General features: G+C 57.1%; 13 protein-coding genes and 3 pseudogenes. 8 read left to right on the forward strand and 8 right to left on the reverse strand.

Annotated features, from left to right (window positions below; all coding sequences use genetic code 11):
* Window positions 1-279 precede the first annotated feature (279 nt).
* Window positions 280-927, forward strand: coding sequence for a hypothetical protein (locus QA640_RS36075; protein WP_283037540.1), 648 nt, complete (start codon window positions 280-282; stop codon window positions 925-927).
* Between the two features lie 371 nt (window positions 928-1,298).
* Here the strand turns inward: QA640_RS36075 and QA640_RS36080 are convergent, their stop codons facing one another.
* Window positions 1,299-1,484 carry a hypothetical protein gene (locus QA640_RS36080; RefSeq protein WP_283037541.1) on the reverse strand — a complete coding sequence of 62 codons (186 nt, stop codon included), beginning with the start codon at window positions 1,482-1,484 and terminating at the stop codon, window positions 1,299-1,301.
* A gap of 76 nt (window positions 1,485-1,560) precedes the next feature.
* Between QA640_RS36080 and QA640_RS36085 the strand changes: the two genes are divergently transcribed.
* The 4 genes and pseudogenes from QA640_RS36085 to QA640_RS36100 all read left to right on the forward strand — a co-directional run bounded on the left by QA640_RS36085 (window position 1,561) and on the right by QA640_RS36100 (window position 4,611).
* Complete coding sequence (locus tag QA640_RS36085; RefSeq protein WP_283037542.1) at window positions 1,561-2,022, forward strand: hypothetical protein; 462 nt, start codon at window positions 1,561-1,563, stop codon at window positions 2,020-2,022.
* Between the two features lie 506 nt (window positions 2,023-2,528).
* Window positions 2,529-3,245: a sensor histidine kinase gene (locus QA640_RS36090; protein WP_283042986.1), complete on the forward strand. Its 717-nt coding sequence runs from the start codon at window positions 2,529-2,531 to the stop codon at window positions 3,243-3,245.
* Window positions 3,221-3,376: pseudogene (locus QA640_RS36095) on the forward strand (DNA-binding response regulator); the annotation flags it as partial. The gene QA640_RS36090 and the pseudogene QA640_RS36095, both read left to right, overlap by 25 nt.
* A 362-nt stretch (window positions 3,377-3,738) precedes the next feature.
* A complete protein-coding gene (locus tag QA640_RS36100; protein ID WP_283037543.1) occupies window positions 3,739-4,611 on the forward strand; it encodes a MurR/RpiR family transcriptional regulator in 873 nt (290 codons plus the stop codon).
* 175 nt (window positions 4,612-4,786) lie between these two features.
* Here the strand turns inward: QA640_RS36100 and QA640_RS36105 are convergent, their stop codons facing one another.
* The 6 genes and pseudogenes from QA640_RS36105 to QA640_RS36130 form a co-directional block, all read right to left on the reverse strand.
* Entirely contained in the window at window positions 4,787-5,533 is a 747-nt protein-coding gene (locus tag QA640_RS36105; protein ID WP_283042987.1) for a Gfo/Idh/MocA family oxidoreductase, read from the reverse strand.
* Between the two features lie 15 nt (window positions 5,534-5,548).
* Window positions 5,549-5,857, reverse strand: a pseudogene (locus QA640_RS36110) (Gfo/Idh/MocA family oxidoreductase); the annotation flags it as partial.
* 338 nt (window positions 5,858-6,195) lie between these two features.
* Window positions 6,196-7,608, reverse strand: a complete 1,413-nt coding sequence (locus QA640_RS48405) for a CoA transferase (RefSeq protein WP_349253758.1) — start codon at window positions 7,606-7,608, stop codon at window positions 6,196-6,198.
* Window positions 7,591-7,884 (reverse strand): annotated as a pseudogene (locus QA640_RS36120) (CoA transferase); the annotation flags it as partial. The gene QA640_RS48405 and the pseudogene QA640_RS36120, both read right to left, overlap by 18 nt.
* Window positions 7,785-8,636: a CoA transferase gene (locus QA640_RS36125; protein ID WP_283037544.1), complete on the reverse strand. Its 852-nt coding sequence runs from the start codon at window positions 8,634-8,636 to the stop codon at window positions 7,785-7,787. The gene QA640_RS36125 and the pseudogene QA640_RS36120, both read right to left, overlap by 100 nt.
* Window positions 8,637-8,713: 77 nt before the next feature.
* Complete coding sequence (locus QA640_RS36130; protein ID WP_283037545.1) at window positions 8,714-10,354, reverse strand: NAD(P)/FAD-dependent oxidoreductase; 1,641 nt, start codon at window positions 10,352-10,354, stop codon at window positions 8,714-8,716.
* 548 nt (window positions 10,355-10,902) lie between these two features.
* Between QA640_RS36130 and QA640_RS36135 the strand changes: the two genes are divergently transcribed.
* The 3 genes from QA640_RS36135 (at window position 10,903) to phnY (ending at window position 14,804) form a co-directional block, all read left to right on the forward strand.
* On the forward strand, window positions 10,903-11,979 hold the full coding sequence (locus tag QA640_RS36135; RefSeq protein ID WP_283037546.1) for a methyltransferase: 1,077 nt from the start codon (window positions 10,903-10,905) through the stop codon (window positions 11,977-11,979).
* A gap of 75 nt (window positions 11,980-12,054) precedes the next feature.
* Window positions 12,055-13,215: a phosphonopyruvate decarboxylase gene (gene aepY, locus QA640_RS36140; RefSeq protein WP_283037547.1), complete on the forward strand. Its 1,161-nt coding sequence runs from the start codon at window positions 12,055-12,057 to the stop codon at window positions 13,213-13,215.
* 146 nt (window positions 13,216-13,361) lie between these two features.
* Window positions 13,362-14,804, forward strand: coding sequence for a phosphonoacetaldehyde dehydrogenase (gene phnY, locus QA640_RS36145; RefSeq protein ID WP_283037548.1), 1,443 nt, complete (start codon window positions 13,362-13,364; stop codon window positions 14,802-14,804).
* A gap of 247 nt (window positions 14,805-15,051) precedes the next feature.
* On the opposite strand, the gene QA640_RS36150 is transcribed toward phnY, so the two are convergent.
* Window positions 15,052-15,948 (reverse strand): LysR family transcriptional regulator, encoded by an 897-nt coding sequence (locus QA640_RS36150; RefSeq protein WP_283037549.1) that lies wholly within the window; start codon window positions 15,946-15,948, stop codon window positions 15,052-15,054.
* Between the last annotated feature and the right edge of the window lie 880 nt (window positions 15,949-16,828).

Genomic DNA, 16,828 nt, shown 5'->3' on the forward strand with positions numbered 1-16,828 from the left:
TTAGATCTGACTTGCTGCGGACAGTCTTTTTGGCTCCGCTCCGTGTCGGTTTCCTTGACGGTTGATCGGCCACGATAGCCATGTGTCCGTCTTCTCTATCAATTGCCAAAATTGGTAGGTGACTGTATCGCAGGGCGGTCCATGAGCATTCGATGGATAGACAGAATTAATGTCGGGCCGGCTAACGATTTAGTCGTCCGAGCCAGGCGGATCGATGAACCTCCGTCTCAGCCTCATTCCGCCTTCACCAAATGTCGCTGCGGGCAGAAGCGATACTGAATGGAAGTGGGGGGCGCCTTGTCCGCCTCGCCCGCCGACAGCACCAAGAAACGCGCTGTTCCGCCGATGAGCATGCTTCCGCGGCACTCGCCAGAGCTGGCTCGATCATTCGACCTCGATAACCTGATCCAGTGGCACGCCAATTGCTGGAACATGAGGAAGAAGGCCACCATCTCGATGGTCGAGGGGATATCAATGTCAAACCCGAATTGGTTCTCATGGTACTCTTTTCCATTCTTTGCCCCACTTAGCGGGCCAGTGATCCAGGACATTGAAACGAATGTTGGCGCGCGACTCGATGAGGATGTGGCCAAAAGGATGAGTGTAACCGAACGGTTCGACACCTTATCCGACGCCGTTGAAGAACTCGACGAAAAGCTCAGGACGCTCGCGAAGTCGCTCGGGCAGACACTTTCACTCGAGAGCTTCGGGGATAATTCCGATCAGCCAACACCAATGCAGCGGCTAAGAAACATGATCGATGCTGTGAACAAGATCAAAGACCGTCATCGCCAAGACGCCGATCAAGAAGCTAAACGCGCGCTCAACCTCCTGAAGACAGTTGACCCTGCGCGCTATAGCGAATTCGTTCGTGAGTTCGAGGGGGGCGGCGGCCCTAGGAGAGAGGCCGGCCGGGCGAGCGGCTGATCAGCCGGCCGGGCGAACCGTGCCCCCTGCTCTGGTCCGCGTACGCCCTGTCGAAAGCTCATTCGTGCCGGCGGATTCGATATCGGAGGTTGGCGGTTTCAGAGACAGACATCTGACCGCTGGATGACCGTGTCGTTCTGCCGTAGCGGATCATTGCCGCCCTCGTGATGATGATCAGACGATCAGCCCTGAGGATGGCCGAACGTCGACTCGAAGGACGACGCATTCCAGCGGCGTAGCGCAAAGCACATCGTTCTTGTTCAGGGGATGAACACCCGGTTAGTGGCACGGCGATTGCTGGGACGCATTTAGAGCCGCGGAGATGGGGCGACGACGCGCTCTTGCAATCTCCCCCAGGAGTTCAGATGAGGTCAACTCGATCGATCAATCAAGGCCATGCTGATGCTGCCCTCTGTCAATTCCGGAGCGGGCGCTTGGCGCCGCGGCACCGATCTGAGCAAAGCGGGGACACTCCTCCCGCCATATTGCTGCATAGGGATCATGAAAGCGCGCGGCGCGACGAATTTTTGGTGCGTCTCGACGAGCTGCATTTTCATCTTGCCTTTCCCACACCGGACGAATTCGGCGCACCAGCGCCGTCGCGAGCACTCACAACATGACAAGGAGATTACGATGAAAGAAGCTGGAATAAACGATGACGTCGCCGATGCAAGGCGCTCATTTCAGGACTTTACCAAGCAAACCATCGGAACGCAGACAGAGCTCTCGAAAAAGCTTTTCGACATCTACTGGCATTGGCAGGAGCGACTTCAGACGGAATGCGCGCAGGCGGTCGAATTCTTCGGGAAAGTCACCTCCACGGCCTCCGCAAACGATCAGATTGGCTTTCTTCAGGTCTGGATGAAAGGCGCTAAGGAGCGGGTCACGCAGGATGTGATCTACTCGATCGAAACCGCAAAAGCCCTCACGATTGTCGACTTTCCACTGTTCGCCAGCCCGGAGCTCTTCAACAGTGCGGTCCTCTTTCCTCCTTTAGCATCACTCAACTTTCCAGCCGGGGCTGGCATCAACTTTCATTACGGCTCTTGGCAACTGCCGACTCTCCGGATCGAAGGAGGTCGACAAGAGCGTTGATGTTGGCTCCGTGCCAGAACAAAAGCCCTGCGTCATCGAGTTGGCGATTGCAGGAGCCCTCAACCTCTCGTCAGTTTTCGGATATTGCGTCCTAAACCGTACACGAACGAATAGAACAACGAGGCTATCTATGGATAACGCGGGTTATTGCTGGACCACATAAGTCGCCGCCGCCGGGACTCTCAAGGTTGGTAGGCGATTCTGGTTTGAAGCTGAGGTAAGGTCATTATTGTAGTTTTGCTTGATAGGTACGCGTGACCCGAAGATGCGGTTTAGATTTGTAGACCTCGCCAGCGTACGCCGCGCGTATGAGTGGCCGGCGTCGGTTGGGCAGCTAGGCCCGCCCCCTACCGGGCAACGTTGAATCCAACATTGGATAAGTGCGAGTGCGTACCGTGAAGCTACATGGCTCCCGCGCCTGCGAAGCGAATCGGACCAGCGTCAGGGAATGGCTGCCGGTTGGTCCGGAAGAAGGGCTGGCCGACGTCCATCCGAACGCCAACCTGGTGTCCCTCCAGGAGTGCATCCAGCAGCGGATCGCGTCCGATCTTCACGATTCGACCTGCCAGCATTTGATCGCCGCGAGCCTTGGCCTGATGCGCCTGCGCAGTTGCCTGAACGGTCAGGCCAGTGCTGCGCGGCTGTGTGACGACGAGATCGATGCCTCGATCGACGAGGCGCTGCGGGAGATCCGAGCGTTTGCGTATCTGTTGCACCCCCAGAATCTGACCGTCGACGGGCTGAAGGCGACAATCGAACGTTATTCGCGGGGATTTGCTGCGCGGACATCGCTGCACGTCACAACCAGGATTTCGTCGGATATCGATCGCTTGTCGCGTGAAAAGCAGCACTCGGTGCTTCGGGTCATCCAGGAGGCCCTCACGAACGTCTTTCGTCACGCGAAGGCGACGGAGGTGAGAATCGTCGTCGCCCCGACCGGTGGCCATTTTCAACTGACCGTCAGCGACAATGGGCGGGGCTTTCCGGCTGACCGTGCGAGATCCGGTACGAAGTCTGCGATGGGCGTTGGGATTCCGGCCATGCGGGCCAGATTGCAGCAGATCGGAGGCCCGCTTCATGTCCAATCCAACGCGGCGGCGCGACATTCCGGCACCACATTGCTGGCGGTGTTCCCGCGCGATTTCGTCGAGAGCAGGCGTAACAGGAACGCCACAACAGTCGTGAGGGCCCACGCAGGCACCCGCTGCAGACCGAGGTGTTGATCTTCACGGTGCACAATTCCAGCTTGCTCGCGCAGGAGGCGTTCCAGGCAGGCGCGCGCGCCTTCCTGCTGAAGTCTGACGCCAACAAGCTGCTGCTCGCGGCGGTCGCGGCGCTTCTAGCGCACAAGCCGTTATGTCGAACCGCGTCAACTGATCGTCAGCGGAGCGGCGACCAATGTCGAGCAGGCGTGCAATGGCGTTCGAGACGCGTTCCGACGTCGTGAGCTTTGACTATTCGATGCTGCTCATAAGCAGACGGGAGGTTAGCCGTCGTGCCCCACAACACGGAAGTTCTGATCTCGATAGCGCACTAGAATGACGAACTGCTGGCCAAAGCCATCCTGACGGGACGCTCCTTGTTCAAGGCTAGATGCTAGAAACCGCCTGATTTCGGGATCCAAGGCACTACGGACCTTAGCGTGGACAGGCTTCTTAACGACAGTTAAATGGTCAACATACAAACACTATGAAGCCGATGATGAGAGTACCTTAAATGCAGAACGTGAAGGCGCCGGGAGATTATGAGGAATTGATCCATGTCATCCACAACCGCTACGACGACATGAGCAAGTCCTATCGAAAGATAGCTGTTTATCTAACCCAGAACCCGAATGATGTCGCGGTCCTTTCGGTAAGCGCCATCGCCGATCGCTGCGGCATCCATGCCTCGAGCTCAGTGCGTTTCGCCCAGTCACTGGGCTATGAAGGTTTCAAGGAGCTTCAAGCGTTATTTCAGAGGCGCCTGTCAACTGCCGCCCCGGGGTTCGAAGCGCACATTAAAGCCGTGGAGGTTGAACTTGGTGCCCGTGTGGATCGCAGTGAAGTTGGTTTCCTGCGCGACGTGGTCGTCCGTGACATTGCCTCCCTTCAAGACATTCTCAGGGACATCTCCCCAAAATCTCTCTCGAACGCGGTGAGCCTCCTTGAGAGAGCCGACTCGGTATTTCTGATCGGGCAACTGCGTTCAGCGCCCCTCGTTGAATTCCTCCGCTATGTATTGACCATGCTGGGCAAACGTTGCGTGTTGCTCGACGCAGGCGGCGGACTTGCGACACACATTGCGCGTACGATCCGCAAGAAGGACGTGCTCTTGGCGGTATCGTTCCGCTTCTACGCAAACGAAGTCGTCAACGTTGTGGAAGACGCCGCGCGCAATGATGTTCCTATCATTGCGCTATCGGATAGCACACTCTCTCCGCTGGCCAAGAGCGCCCGCGTTCTATTCGCTGTTCCAGAGCATGAATACACGTTTTCGCGCTCACTCGCCGCTCCTATGTGCCTTGTCCATGCTTTGATGGTAGCGCTGGCAGCGAGACTGCAGAAAAATAACGTCGATCCGCGGATTCCAACGGTTACCGGTCAGTAGGGCAAACTGGAGCAGGCTTACGCTTGGATCCCCATTAAGATTCCAATTCCTCTGGCCAATTTCACGAAGGGACGCACAACGGCTGTCGAACGGTAACTCCAGCCCAGATTATGGCGCGGTCGTCCACGCCTTTTCTATGTTCATCGCCCAGTGATGTGCGCAGGCGAGCAGCGCCTCAAAAAACCAGTCGCCGATCGGTTACGGGAGTAACTCGCACCATGTCGGAGGTCGGATGGCGGGCACGGGCGTGCGATGTAATGGCTTGCGGTTGTCCTGTCAGGGCGGCCGTTTCAATTGCGATCAGTGCGCGCAAGTCGGCCAACCCCTCCTCGCCATTAGCCTCGGGCGGCGTTCCAGCCTTGATGCAATCTGAGAAATATTCCACCTGCGCGCCAAAATGGTCGATTTGCGGAAACTGCGTTTCGCGGACCTCACCATCGCGGCGCAGACGCAGTTTTGTTGCAGTCTCGAACCTGAAGCCGGGATCGAGTTCGAGGTCGCCCGCGGTCCCGACGACCCGATAATTGTCAACGGCGGCCGCCCCGAAGCTGGCGACGAATTGCGCCAAACCGCCCGAAGGGAAACGCAGCAAAGCTGCGACGGACGCTTCCACCTCGCCAAAACGTGGGTCATCGTTCGGTCGGTGCGCCATCGCCATGGCTTCGATCGGCTCTTCAGCAAAGACGTGACGCGCCGCATTGACGCAATAAACACCGACGTCCTGGAGCGGTCCGCCCCAACTCGCGGCTTTCAGTCTGTGGTTCCCTGCCGCCGCCTGGAAACTGAACACCGATTGAAAGGAGAGCGGCCGGCCGATCGCGTCGTTGCGGATGTGTTCAAGGACCGCGACAGTTCCGGGCTCGTTGTGAAGCCGGTAGGCGGTCATAAGAAACACGCCTGCTTCGCGCGCAGCGGCGATCATGGCGAGCGCATCTCGTTCGTTGGTAGCTAGCGGCTTCTCGACCAGGACGTGTTTGCCGGCGCGAGCCGCCCGAACCGCGAAGTCCGCATGCAAGTGGTTGGGAAGAGCAATGTACACGGCGTCGGCCTCAGAGCCTCTCAAGAGGGCATCGTAACCGTCGTAGCCGACAATCCGACCAACACCATGGAACTTCGCCAGCCGCGCGGCCTTGTCTCGATCACCGGTCACGATCGCGGTAACCTTCGAGTTCATGGACTGTCCTATTCCTGGCAGGAAAGCTTGCTGTGAAATCCGGCCCGCACCGACAACTGCATACTTGATCATCAATTTCTCGCTCAGGACACGCGTTGGTTGCGTGAGTAGCTGGTCGTTTCCCTACAGCCTCGTTTGCTCGCAACGGAGGATGTGGTCCATATTTCAGGATCGCCAGATCATTTCCAGCAAGTGCTACACCGACTTGCTCTGCGATGGTCGAGGTGACAATGCCGTCTCACGCGTTCGCGCCAACGGAAGAGCCAGCTTTCCCGGCGCTGCCCCATCAGCCATCTGCCTGCGATACGCCGCTTTCTTCCTGTCGTTGACCATCACCGTTTTTCCCCTGGTTCACTAAGGCTTAAGTAAGCCATGCCGCCGTTGCACATGAGCGTCGTCGGGTCGATTATTCATGCTCGCGACACGTTGCTTTTGCCAGCCCTCTCGGAGGCCATCGACGAGCCGATGATGCCCGCCGACGCCAATTGGGCGATCTCGGTCTCGGAGAGCCCGAGAAGTCCCGATAGTATCTCGCTGTTATGCTCTCCGAGCGTTGGTGCCGCTGTGCGGACCGCAAACGGCCCCGACCCGTCGCGGATCGGCATCGACGGCTGTGGATGCAAGCCAACGAACGCGCGTTCCACCTCGTGTAAAAATCCACGCGACCCGAGATGTGGGTCCCTGAGCAGATCAGTTGGCTGCCGAGCCACGCCGGCCGCAACTCTTCCCGCCTGCAACTTCGACATCGCCTGGTCGGCATCGCGGGTGAGAGTCCAGGCTTCAATGGCCCTCTCTATCTCGTCCTCGATGCAGCGGCGACCTTCTGCACATTGCAGCGACGCGTCTATCGCCCAGTCTGGCCGTCCGATGAGGATGGCAAGTCTCTGCCACATTTTCTCGTCGGTCGCCGCTAGCATGACCCAGCTGTCCTCCCCCGAGCACCGGAAGCAGCCATGCGGAACGAACTGCGGATGTCGATTACCATACTTCGGGGGCGGCATACCGCCGATCGACTGAACGGTGATCCACGGCGCCGCAAACGGCATCATGCATTCGATTTGCGCAAGGTCGATGAACTGTCCGAGCCCGGTATTGCGGGCGTTTATCAGCGCGACCAGAACGGCTGCGCAGCCGTTCAGCCCACCGACGGCATCCCCAAAGGCGACGTGGCTCATCACGGGTGGCCCGTCTGGATTTCCAACCACGATTGGCAACCCTGCCCCCTGTTCGAGGGTCGAACCGTAAGCTCGACAATCGCGATAAAGGCTATTCGCGCCAAAAGCTGACATTGACAGCATGACAAGCCGAGGATTAAGCGTTCGGAGCACATCGTAGCCAAGTCCGAGCTTCGGCAGCACATCAACCGAATAATTATCGACGACAACGTCGGCTTCCGCCACAAGCCGCTTCGCAAGAACGAGGCCTTGGGGCTGCGTGAGGTCGAGCGTGATGCCGCGCTTGTTGCGGTTCATGACGCAAAAGGCTTGGCTCTTTTCGTACATCTGAGCGTCGACGTAAGCGGACCGTCGGTCAACACCGCGCCACCAATCCGGATACTTGGTGGATTCGATCTTGATGACTTCCGCGCCAAGATCAGCCAGGGTGCGCGTGCACAACGGGCCTGCCCAGCCCATCGTGAAGTCAATAATGCGAATTCCGCGCAAGGGCGGCCGTCCGGCATCGATGCACGTAGACGGCCGCACCGCAGCCAAAGATGGATGCTTTCGGATGTCCGCGACAGATTGCTGCTCACCAAGAGCTGGAACCTTGCCCCCTCGGCGTGGAGGCGTCGATGTCAGCCGCTGCATCGACCCGACTGTCATGCCCTCTTCTTGGCTTAGGGCGATAGGTACGATTGCGCCGCGCTGCCTTTTTTCTGTGTCGAGGAGCAGATCGGATAGGCTGGGTACCGATACGATCGGGATCTTCCGTTTCAGTCCCTCGGCGAACCACTCCTGCGCTGTCCGAGCCTTCAGCCTTGGCACGAAGTGTCGTTCGATCATCTCGAAGTGTTGCAGACGCTCTTCGCTGAGGACCAGAGCCGGACTATCGCGCAGTTCCGACAGCCCGAGCATATCGCAGAATGCGTGCCATTGTGCCGGCGTGAATGTCGTAACACCGAGCCAGCCGTTTTTGGCTTCGTAAATGCCGCCCGGAAAACCGGCCAGAAGCGATTAATGCCAATCCGCCGCATGACTTCGCCGCGCGCCGAAGCCTCGAACATGAGATATTCGCTGATAGTGAGGCTCGATTCGAAGACACTGACCGACCACAACCGTCCTGCCTCACCCTCCATTCGTGCAACCGCCGAAGAAGCCGCCGCGATGAAACCCCACAGACCGCCGAGGATGCCCGTCTGGAAATCCGGTGCGTGCAACGGCGGGCCCTCGGCCGGTCCAACGAGCTTGATAAGGCCGGCGAGCGCGCGAATGGTCGCATCGGTTGCGGCGAATCCCGCATAAGGGCCCTCGCGGCCGAACCAGCTCGCTTCGAGGTGGATCAAACTGGATCGCCGTTGGCGGATCGCGGCGATGTCAATGGCGGGGCAATTGGCCGGATCAATGTCCCTGCCGTCAACCAGAATATCGCAGTTCTCGATCATCGTTTCCAGCCGCGTTATCGCGTCCGACGCAGCGGGGTCGATGATCGTGCTTGACTTGTTGAAGTTCAGGAAAGCGAACCAAGCGCTCTGGCCCATCGGCGTGAGCGGCGCGAAGTGGCGAATTGGATCACCTGCCGGCGGTTCGACCTTCTGAACATCCGCGCCGAAATCAGCAAACAATCGCGCGCAATAGCTGGTTGCCGCCGAGCTACCAATTTCGACGACCCGCAAATGCGACAGTACTCCCATCGTAGCTCCATTTTCCCAATCAAAGGCCTCCAATCGGGACTTTTTGACCCTCACAATTGCTCGCGCCGGATCGGTCCCTAGTGCGTGGCAAAGCCCTCATAGCCGCTTGCGACGACTTCGTCGCATTTTTGCCGATAGCGGCCCACACCCCCGGTATAAGAGAGTACTCGGCGCGGTTTCCCTTCGACGTTCGATCCCAAGTACCAGGAATCAGTCTTGGCGATCAGCATTGTGCTGGCCAACTCATCGTGATGCGCCACCCATTGATCTTCCAACGCCTTAGAGGGTTCGATGAACTTCAAGTTTTTGCCGCGGAGATAGCTAATACATCCGGTAATCCACTCGACCTGCTGCTGTAAGCAGGTCGTCATGTTGCAAAGCGCGGCCGCGGGGGCAAGCGGCACAGCGGTCGTGAAGAGATTGGGATAGCCGTGCACCTGCAACCCCATGGTGGTCCGGATGTCTCTGCCCCACTCCTCCTTCAGAGATCGTCCATCGCGACCGCGGATATCGATGCGGGTCAAAGCGCCCGTTCCTGCGTCGAACCCCGTTGCTAGGATGATGACGTCGAGCGGGTGAACCGTGCCATCGGCCGTCTGGATGCCTTCGGTCGTGATACGCTCGATTGGGCTGGTCTTGACGTTGATAACTTCCACATTGGCTCGCTGGAAGGCCTCGAGGAAATTCTGCTCCAACGGTACCCGATGGGTGCCAAATCCGTAATCGCTCGGGATCAGAAGGTCGCAAAGCTCTGGATCCCCAAGCCGCTCGCGCATTTTCGCGCGCACGAATTCGGAGATCTCCGCGTTCACCCCCTCATCGAAGAACAATTCAGCGAAGGACGCTATCCACAACTTCACAGAACCGTCGTTCCAGCAGTCTTCGATCACCTTTCGGCGCTGTTGCGGTGGCAGACCAGCCCAGGCGTGCTCAACGTCAAATTCGAAGCCTGTGAATGTGTGTGGCAGCAGCTTGGTAAGGGCTTTGAATTTCGACTTGTAGGCCTCGACGTCCGCCGCGGTGTACTTGAGATTCTTCATAGGGAGGATGTATTGCGGCGTACGGACGAACACCTTGAGATAGCCGACCTTTTCCGCGATCGTCTGGATCACCTGGATCCCCGTTGCTCCGATACCGACCACCCCGACACGCTTCCCATTAAGGTCGACCGTTTGCTGCGGCCATCGCGCCGTATGAAAAGCCTGCCCCTTGAACGTCTCTTGCCCCGGGAACGACACATGGGGCGCCGAAAGCATGCCGCAACAGGTGACGAGAAACTGAGTATCGATCACGTCACCCTTGTCGGTCGCGACCACCCATCGCTCCGTCGTTTCGTTGAAATGAGCGCTCTGAACCGTCGTGCCGAACTGAATATTCTTGCGCAGATCAAGCTGGTCCGCCACGTAATTGAGCCAGCATTCGATTTCGGGTTGGCTCGGAAATCTTTCACTCCAGCTCCATCCTTTGTAGAGGTCTTCGGAGAAAAGGTACTGATAGACGTGGCCCTCTGAATCGACGCGCGCACCAGGATAACGGTTCCAATACCAGGTGCCGCCGACCCCCGAGGCCGCGTCGATCGCCCTGACGTTCAGCCCGAGCTCCCGTAGCCGGTACAGTTGATAAAGGCCAGCGATGCCGGCTCCGATGATCAGGACATCGAATTTCGCAGTCGCATTCGCGCCATTACCACCATTGGCCCAGCTCGTGGTTGGGGTCATCTTCTCCTCCCGTCTGTTCCTGACGCCTGGCGACGGAGAGCAGCAGCAAGTATCGTACCAGTTGGGAGGCTGCGACAGTCAAGCGAACACAACGCCTAGAACGTAGCAACGACTGCGGCGCCTTATGCTTTTGAAGCAATTGCGACATACGTCTGCAGTACGACAGCTTCGAGCTGCGTTCGATATGTCACGGACCGCAATCTGAGCGACCGCACGCGCGCAAACAATGGCCGGCAAGAGACATACAATCGTCTATCGTAGCGGTCGCACTCGACGCTAAGCATTTGGAGGCGTGATGTGCATAGGAATGGTCGTATTATGCACGCATGCACCAACAGTCGGACAGCTTGTAATCATCCGATTGGCGGTCATTCCTCCGAGCCGTGACCGAGCCACTTTGCGAGCAGTCAACTACCAACAATGGCGATTGATCCACATAACAGGCGCGTGTCACTGATAGCTTGCTAAGCGTCTGGCTGGAGCTTGCCGACGTCCAGCAATAGCTCATTTAGAGATACAAATTCGCTTTGAGACAAGGACTTGCAGCAATGCATTCGTCTGCACTGACGTCACGCGCCAAGATCTCTGAAGCCGAGCCTGTCTGCTTTCCCGATATTGCTCAGATCATCAAGTGGCGCGACAGCTCCTATGCGGCCGATCTCTATATCGCCGCAGTCTCATGGCTTGATCTTTTTACCTACCTGGATGGCCAGCCGGTAACGGAAGAGGAGCTGCGAGTTCATTTCGTTCTTCGCGAGCGGCCAACGCGGACCATGCTTCGACTCTTTGAATCGTGGGGCCTCATCTCCAGACAATCCGGCCGACTGCAGGCAACGCCGACAGCCGTTCGGTATCTGAGCGGCAATTCCCCGGACAACGTCGCGTCGTATATTGCAACGATGAAATATAAGTCATCTGTCCGAGAACTTTATGAGATCCTGCGACAGGATGGCTCGGATACCTGGCACGTTGAGCGCGGCGTAACCAAGACCTGGGACGCCTTGATGCAAACGGACGAGTTCGCCGATCTGAACACACGCGGGATGGAGGAACGCGGACGGATCTTTGCGCCGCACCTTGCGAAGCTGCTTGATTGTACGAATGATACTTGCGTACTCGACGTAGGCGGTGGATCGGGGGTCTATTCCGCGCATCTGTTGATGCGCTATTCCTCACTTTCGGCAACGATCCTTGAGCGTCCCCCCGTTGACCAGCTTGCAAGGACGTGCCTGACAGACCGGAATCTATACCCGAGTCGCGCCAATGTCATAGCTGGCGATATGTTCGTTGATCCTCTGCCTCGGAATGCTAGCCTCCACCTCTATTCGCACGTGCTTCACAATTGGGGACCAGACAAGGTTCATCTACTCCTGAGCAAGTCTTTTGACAGCATTGACTGCGATGGTCGGATAGCAATTTACGGCTGCCACCCTGATGATCGCGGAGAACAACCATCCCCGGCAGCCGAAGCAGAATACTCCGTGCTCCTGACCACCGGATACGAAGGCTGCTGTTACAGCTTTGAGGACATGCGGGCCATGCTCGAGAGGACCGGCTTCCAGGAGATCGAATTCCACAAATCAATCTGCAATCGCAGCCTCATCGTTGCGAGAAAGATCGCCTAACGCCAATGACCTTTCCGCTTTTCAGGAACGGCTCATTCCACGGCCGCTGCTCTCAATGAATCTCGTGAGCACGGCATGTCTATTCCAACCTATGTTCTCTTGTCTAAGCTTCGGGCGGCCGGGTATACTTTTTTCTCAGGAGTTCCGTGTTCCATCTTTGGTGATCTATTCGGCCTCGTCGCCGAAGCTTCGGGATTCCTGACTGTGCCGGCGGCCAACGAGGGTAGCGCAGTTGCGCTAGTTGCCGGCGCGGCGCTCTCAGGTCGACGAGGGGTCGTTGCGCTTCAAAATTCTGGGCTCGGAAATATCATCAACCCGCTGACATCTCTGTTGATGGTCAACAAAATTCCCATCCTGCTCCTGTTATCCGTTCGTGGCCACCCCGATGAACCTGCCGACGAGCCGCAACACGCGATTATGGGCGCCAACACAAAGGCCCTCCTGAATCAGCTCTCGATTGAATGCTGTGACTTTGATGGGACCCTGTCCGGCTTGGATCACGCGCTCGCACAAGGCGACGATGCATTTCATCGCTCAGCGCCGTTTGCATTGCTCTTTCGCAGGGGTCAACTATCCGTGTGCTGCCCCGACGAAAGACAGGCTGATGCCGCTGATTATGGGGTCAGTGTCGGACAAGCCATTGAGTTGATCTACCAGCAGCTCGAGCCCGATACACTTATTGTCTCTACGACCGGATACATTTCTCGTGAGCTGTTCCGTGTCCAGGATCGTCCCACTAACTTCTACATGCAGGGCTCCCTTGGACATTGCAGCGCGGTTGCGGCAGGGGTTGCGCTGACTTCGCCCACCCGTACCGTCCTGGCACTGGATGGAGACGGCAGCGCGCTGATGCACATGGGTATCCTATCGACTATCGGCTATGCCGCCCCCCAGAATCTCATTCATGTGGTGCTGGACAACGAAGGATACGTTTCGACGGGCGGTCAGTTCTCGACGTCACGAACGACATCTCTCGAGGCCGTTGCGTCCGCCTGCGGTTATCGAACGGCTACCCGCTGCGAGCTGTCCGAGCATATCACGACAGCCTTGCGACAGTGCGCCTGGCGCAGCGGCCCTCATTTCGTGGTCTGCAAGGTCAACCGCCTTCATTCCTCTCAGCTTGCCCGCGTCACAAGTCGATATTCTCCGCTTCAGAATAAGACCATGTTTCAGCGCGTCATCGGCATCCGCGGCAATGAGATAGCGACAGCCGACAAAATGGGGCTTGTATCTTAGTTCGATGACCGACTGTGGGCTGATCTTCATCGCTCTGGTTTAGAATGTAAACGAGGTCGTCAAAGACGTGCTCCGACCGCCTACCGCATCCGCTTCGAAGAAACGCGACCGCGGTCGTGGATCTCACACCCAACGAGAATTACAGCATGTACGATAACGATGAAGACTATCATCCAATGCTCATCGCAGGTGTGCCCGCTCACTCGGACGCAACGATCGACGTGAACAATCCATTCACGGGAATGCTTCTTGGCAGAGTCCCGCAAAGCAGACCGGAGCATGCTCGACAGGCATTTGAAGCAGCCGCGCGGATTCGCCCCCGGCTCACGCGTCGCGAACGAACGGATATCCTCCTCGGGACGGCAAGCGCCATTAAGAGAGATCAAGACCGGTTTGCTCGGCTTATCACATCAGAAACAGGGCTCTGCCTGAAGGACTCTTTGCATGAAACCGGGCGTGCATGCGACGTCTGGTCATTTGCTGCCCATACGCTAATCCAGAGTGACGGCGAGGTCTATCCATCTGACATTGGCGCAACCCCGCACAATCGGCGTATCTTTTCCATGCGAACGCCGCTCGCCGGTGCGATCTCAGCTATCACCCCGTTTAATCATCCTCTTAATCTCGTTAGCCATAAGCTTGCGCCCGCGATTGCAACAAACAACCGCGTCGTCCTGAAGCCGTCTGAGCGAGCGCCGTTGACTGCGCTCGCGCTTGGCAGGATTCTGCATGAGCAAGGTCTGCCCGAGGGAATGCTTTCGATCCTGACAGGGGCTCCCGCCCCCTTGGGAGACGCCATGTTTACCAATCCAAGTGCCGAGCTCGTCACATTTACTGGCTCCGTTCAGGTCGGGCACCATATTGCGGAACGAGCCGGTTACCGGAAGCTCATCTTGGAGCTCGGTGGGAACGACCCCATCATCGTGCTTGAGGATGCCGACGTCGATCGGGCAGCTTATTTGGCGGTTCAAGGAGCGACCAAGAGCTCGGGTCAACGATGTACAGCCGTCAAGCGGGCGTTGGTGGTTGAGTCCGTTGCCGACGAATTTGCCGAGCGGGCGCTGCATCACATGCTGAAGCTTTCGATCGGCGATCCCAGCGACCCATCAGTTGACATCGGCACTGTCATCAGTCGAGAGGCTGCCCAGCTGATTGCTCGACGGGTTGCCGATGCCGTCGATGCTGGTGCTACCCTGTTGCTCGGTAACCAGCCTAACGGCGCGTCCTATCCGCCCACCCTATTGGACCACGTCTCACCGACGTCTGAACTTGTTATGGAAGAAACATTCGGGCCGGTGCTGCCAATCATCCGTTGCCCTAATGATGTTGATCAGATCATATCGATTGCGAACGCGACCCAGTTTGGACTTTCTGCTGGTGTGTGCTCCAACCGGCTTGATCATGTCACCAAGCTCATCGACGGTCTCGCCGTTGGTACCGTCAACGTGTGGGAGGTTCCTGGGTATCGCACCGAATTGACCCCATTCGGAGGAATCAAGCAGTCCGGACTCGGGCACAAAGAGGGCGTGCTGGAGGCGATGCGGAGCTTCACGCAGTTGAAGACCTACTCGCTTCCATGGTCAGTCTAGGCCGGCAGTTCTCTTCCGTTTGAGTATCATGACGATCTGGCAGAGGCGGCGGCAGTAGCCCTTGCAAATGATTGCGATCTTCTGAGCTCTCCCACGGTGGACCGGCTCGAAAGTTTTAGCTGCCGCGCTCGAGCATTTGTATTCCGCGAAGTCGGCCCCCCGAGCCAGACGTCGCGGTATCGTGGAGCTCGGCACCCACCTCGATCGAGCCCCTCACGAATTGCTTTCGCGGTTGCGATTTCCATGTCTAGCGGGGAGATATATTGCCTTGATTTTCTAAAGACATTTCAACGGTTTCGAAGAACGATTTTACGCAGCGTAGGCGTCTTTTATCCGATGTCGTGACAATATATGTTTTGAAATCAGTGCAGAGTTCGTCGACTGTTTTATAGACGAGCTCCTCTGCTGGAAACACGCTGTCCTCAAGCAGGACGCCGATTCCTACTCCGTGCAGAACGGCCTCCTTCAGAACAGGATAAGTCGCCATTTTGATAATATTGGGCATACTTGTACTGTTCTCAAGACAAGCTTTTTCCACTTCGCGGAGCGTCAGCGAACCATCCTCGGTTAGAATGATTCTCTCTTCGGCGAGTTCGGCAAGAGCGAGTGTCGGTCTGCAGGCGAGTCGATGCTCGCGCCGCATGAGGGCCATAAGCCGATTCTTGCTTAGCTGCACGTGGAATAGGTTGGCAATGTCATCAGGCTCAGTGATGATAGCAATATCGACATCACGCGCTTCAAGCCGTTGCTTAGCAAGCTCCCAGGGCACCAGGGAGAACGTGATTCTGACTGCGGGAAAATGCCGGTTGAACTCGGAAATAAGCGGCATTGCCGGGCGCGGCGCGTTCGCGATCACCGTTAGATGTCCGGCCGATAGGTCACTGTAGGCATTGATCTTCTCCGCGACGAGCTGCTCGAGGACTCGAACGCGATCAGTTAGCGCAAACAGTTCCTGGGCCGGTTTTGTCGGCTCGAGCCCGCTGCGATGACGGATAAAGAGTGTCGTCCCCATATGTTGCTCAAGCTTGGCAAGGTGCTGGGTGACGGCCGATTGGGTGACACCGAGGACGGCTGCAGCTTCTGAAACGCTTCTCTGCCGGAAGACCTCTGTAAAGGCCGCAATCTGGTGAGAACTGATTTTCATGCCTTCGACGTCTGCTCCTCCTATTGCCGTAGATTCGCATTCCGACGCGGGTTCAAGGCTTTTCGCGCCCCTGCCTACTGGCAAGGTTGTTGGTACTGAGCGGCTTAAAGGCGACCAAAACACCGCGAGCTCAGAGAATGAGGCACGCGGCTTTGGCGTTCTTCTCGATATATTTGCTGATCACCGCATTGTCTCGACCGACGATCGAAACAACTCAACGTCGCGACGCCCTACCCCATATCGCCCTTCCCCAAGCATGGTTTGCTTCAAGATCGCAAATCTACGAAAGACCCAAGATGCTGCCTCAACTGGCGGTAGAGGCTCCTGCTGTGTTAGTCGAAAATGAACATCACACGGTATCCGAAATGTCAAACTTTTGCTGCGTCTCCAAGCCGAGCATGGCGCGTGCTCGCTAGCATAGGCAAACAAGAGCTCCTGCGCTTGGAGAGCGTTTTCTCTGCGCGACTGACAACACAACCTTGATTTTTGACTGCGCCAGTTGCGCGCTGTTTTTTTCACAGTTCATCTCGACCATTTAACTTGTTTGCTGGATGCGCTTCTCAGCAAGACCAGGAAGATGTGGCATAATTTACTGCGCGAATTAAGGCTGTCGCGCAGAATAAAATTGGCACCGGCGACAGATGCGCCGCCGATTGGATGCCAGCTTATTTAATTGCAGCAATACTTCAACTATTAGCAGGGCTAATAATAAGACATTTCTACGTCAACTGCGCTTGCTACGCACGTCTCCGGAAGCAGGCCGCAAACCACTATCAATCGGGCCCATCGAGGCGCAGCGCTCACGCACAACGAAATCGGGCTTTCGAGGAGGTGATCCTCTCCCCATCGAAAGAGAGGGGGCCGACCTCGTACGAATTAA

Source organism: Bradyrhizobium sp. CB82, assembly GCF_029714405.1.
Taxonomy (GTDB): Bacteria; Pseudomonadota; Alphaproteobacteria; order Rhizobiales; family Xanthobacteraceae; genus Bradyrhizobium.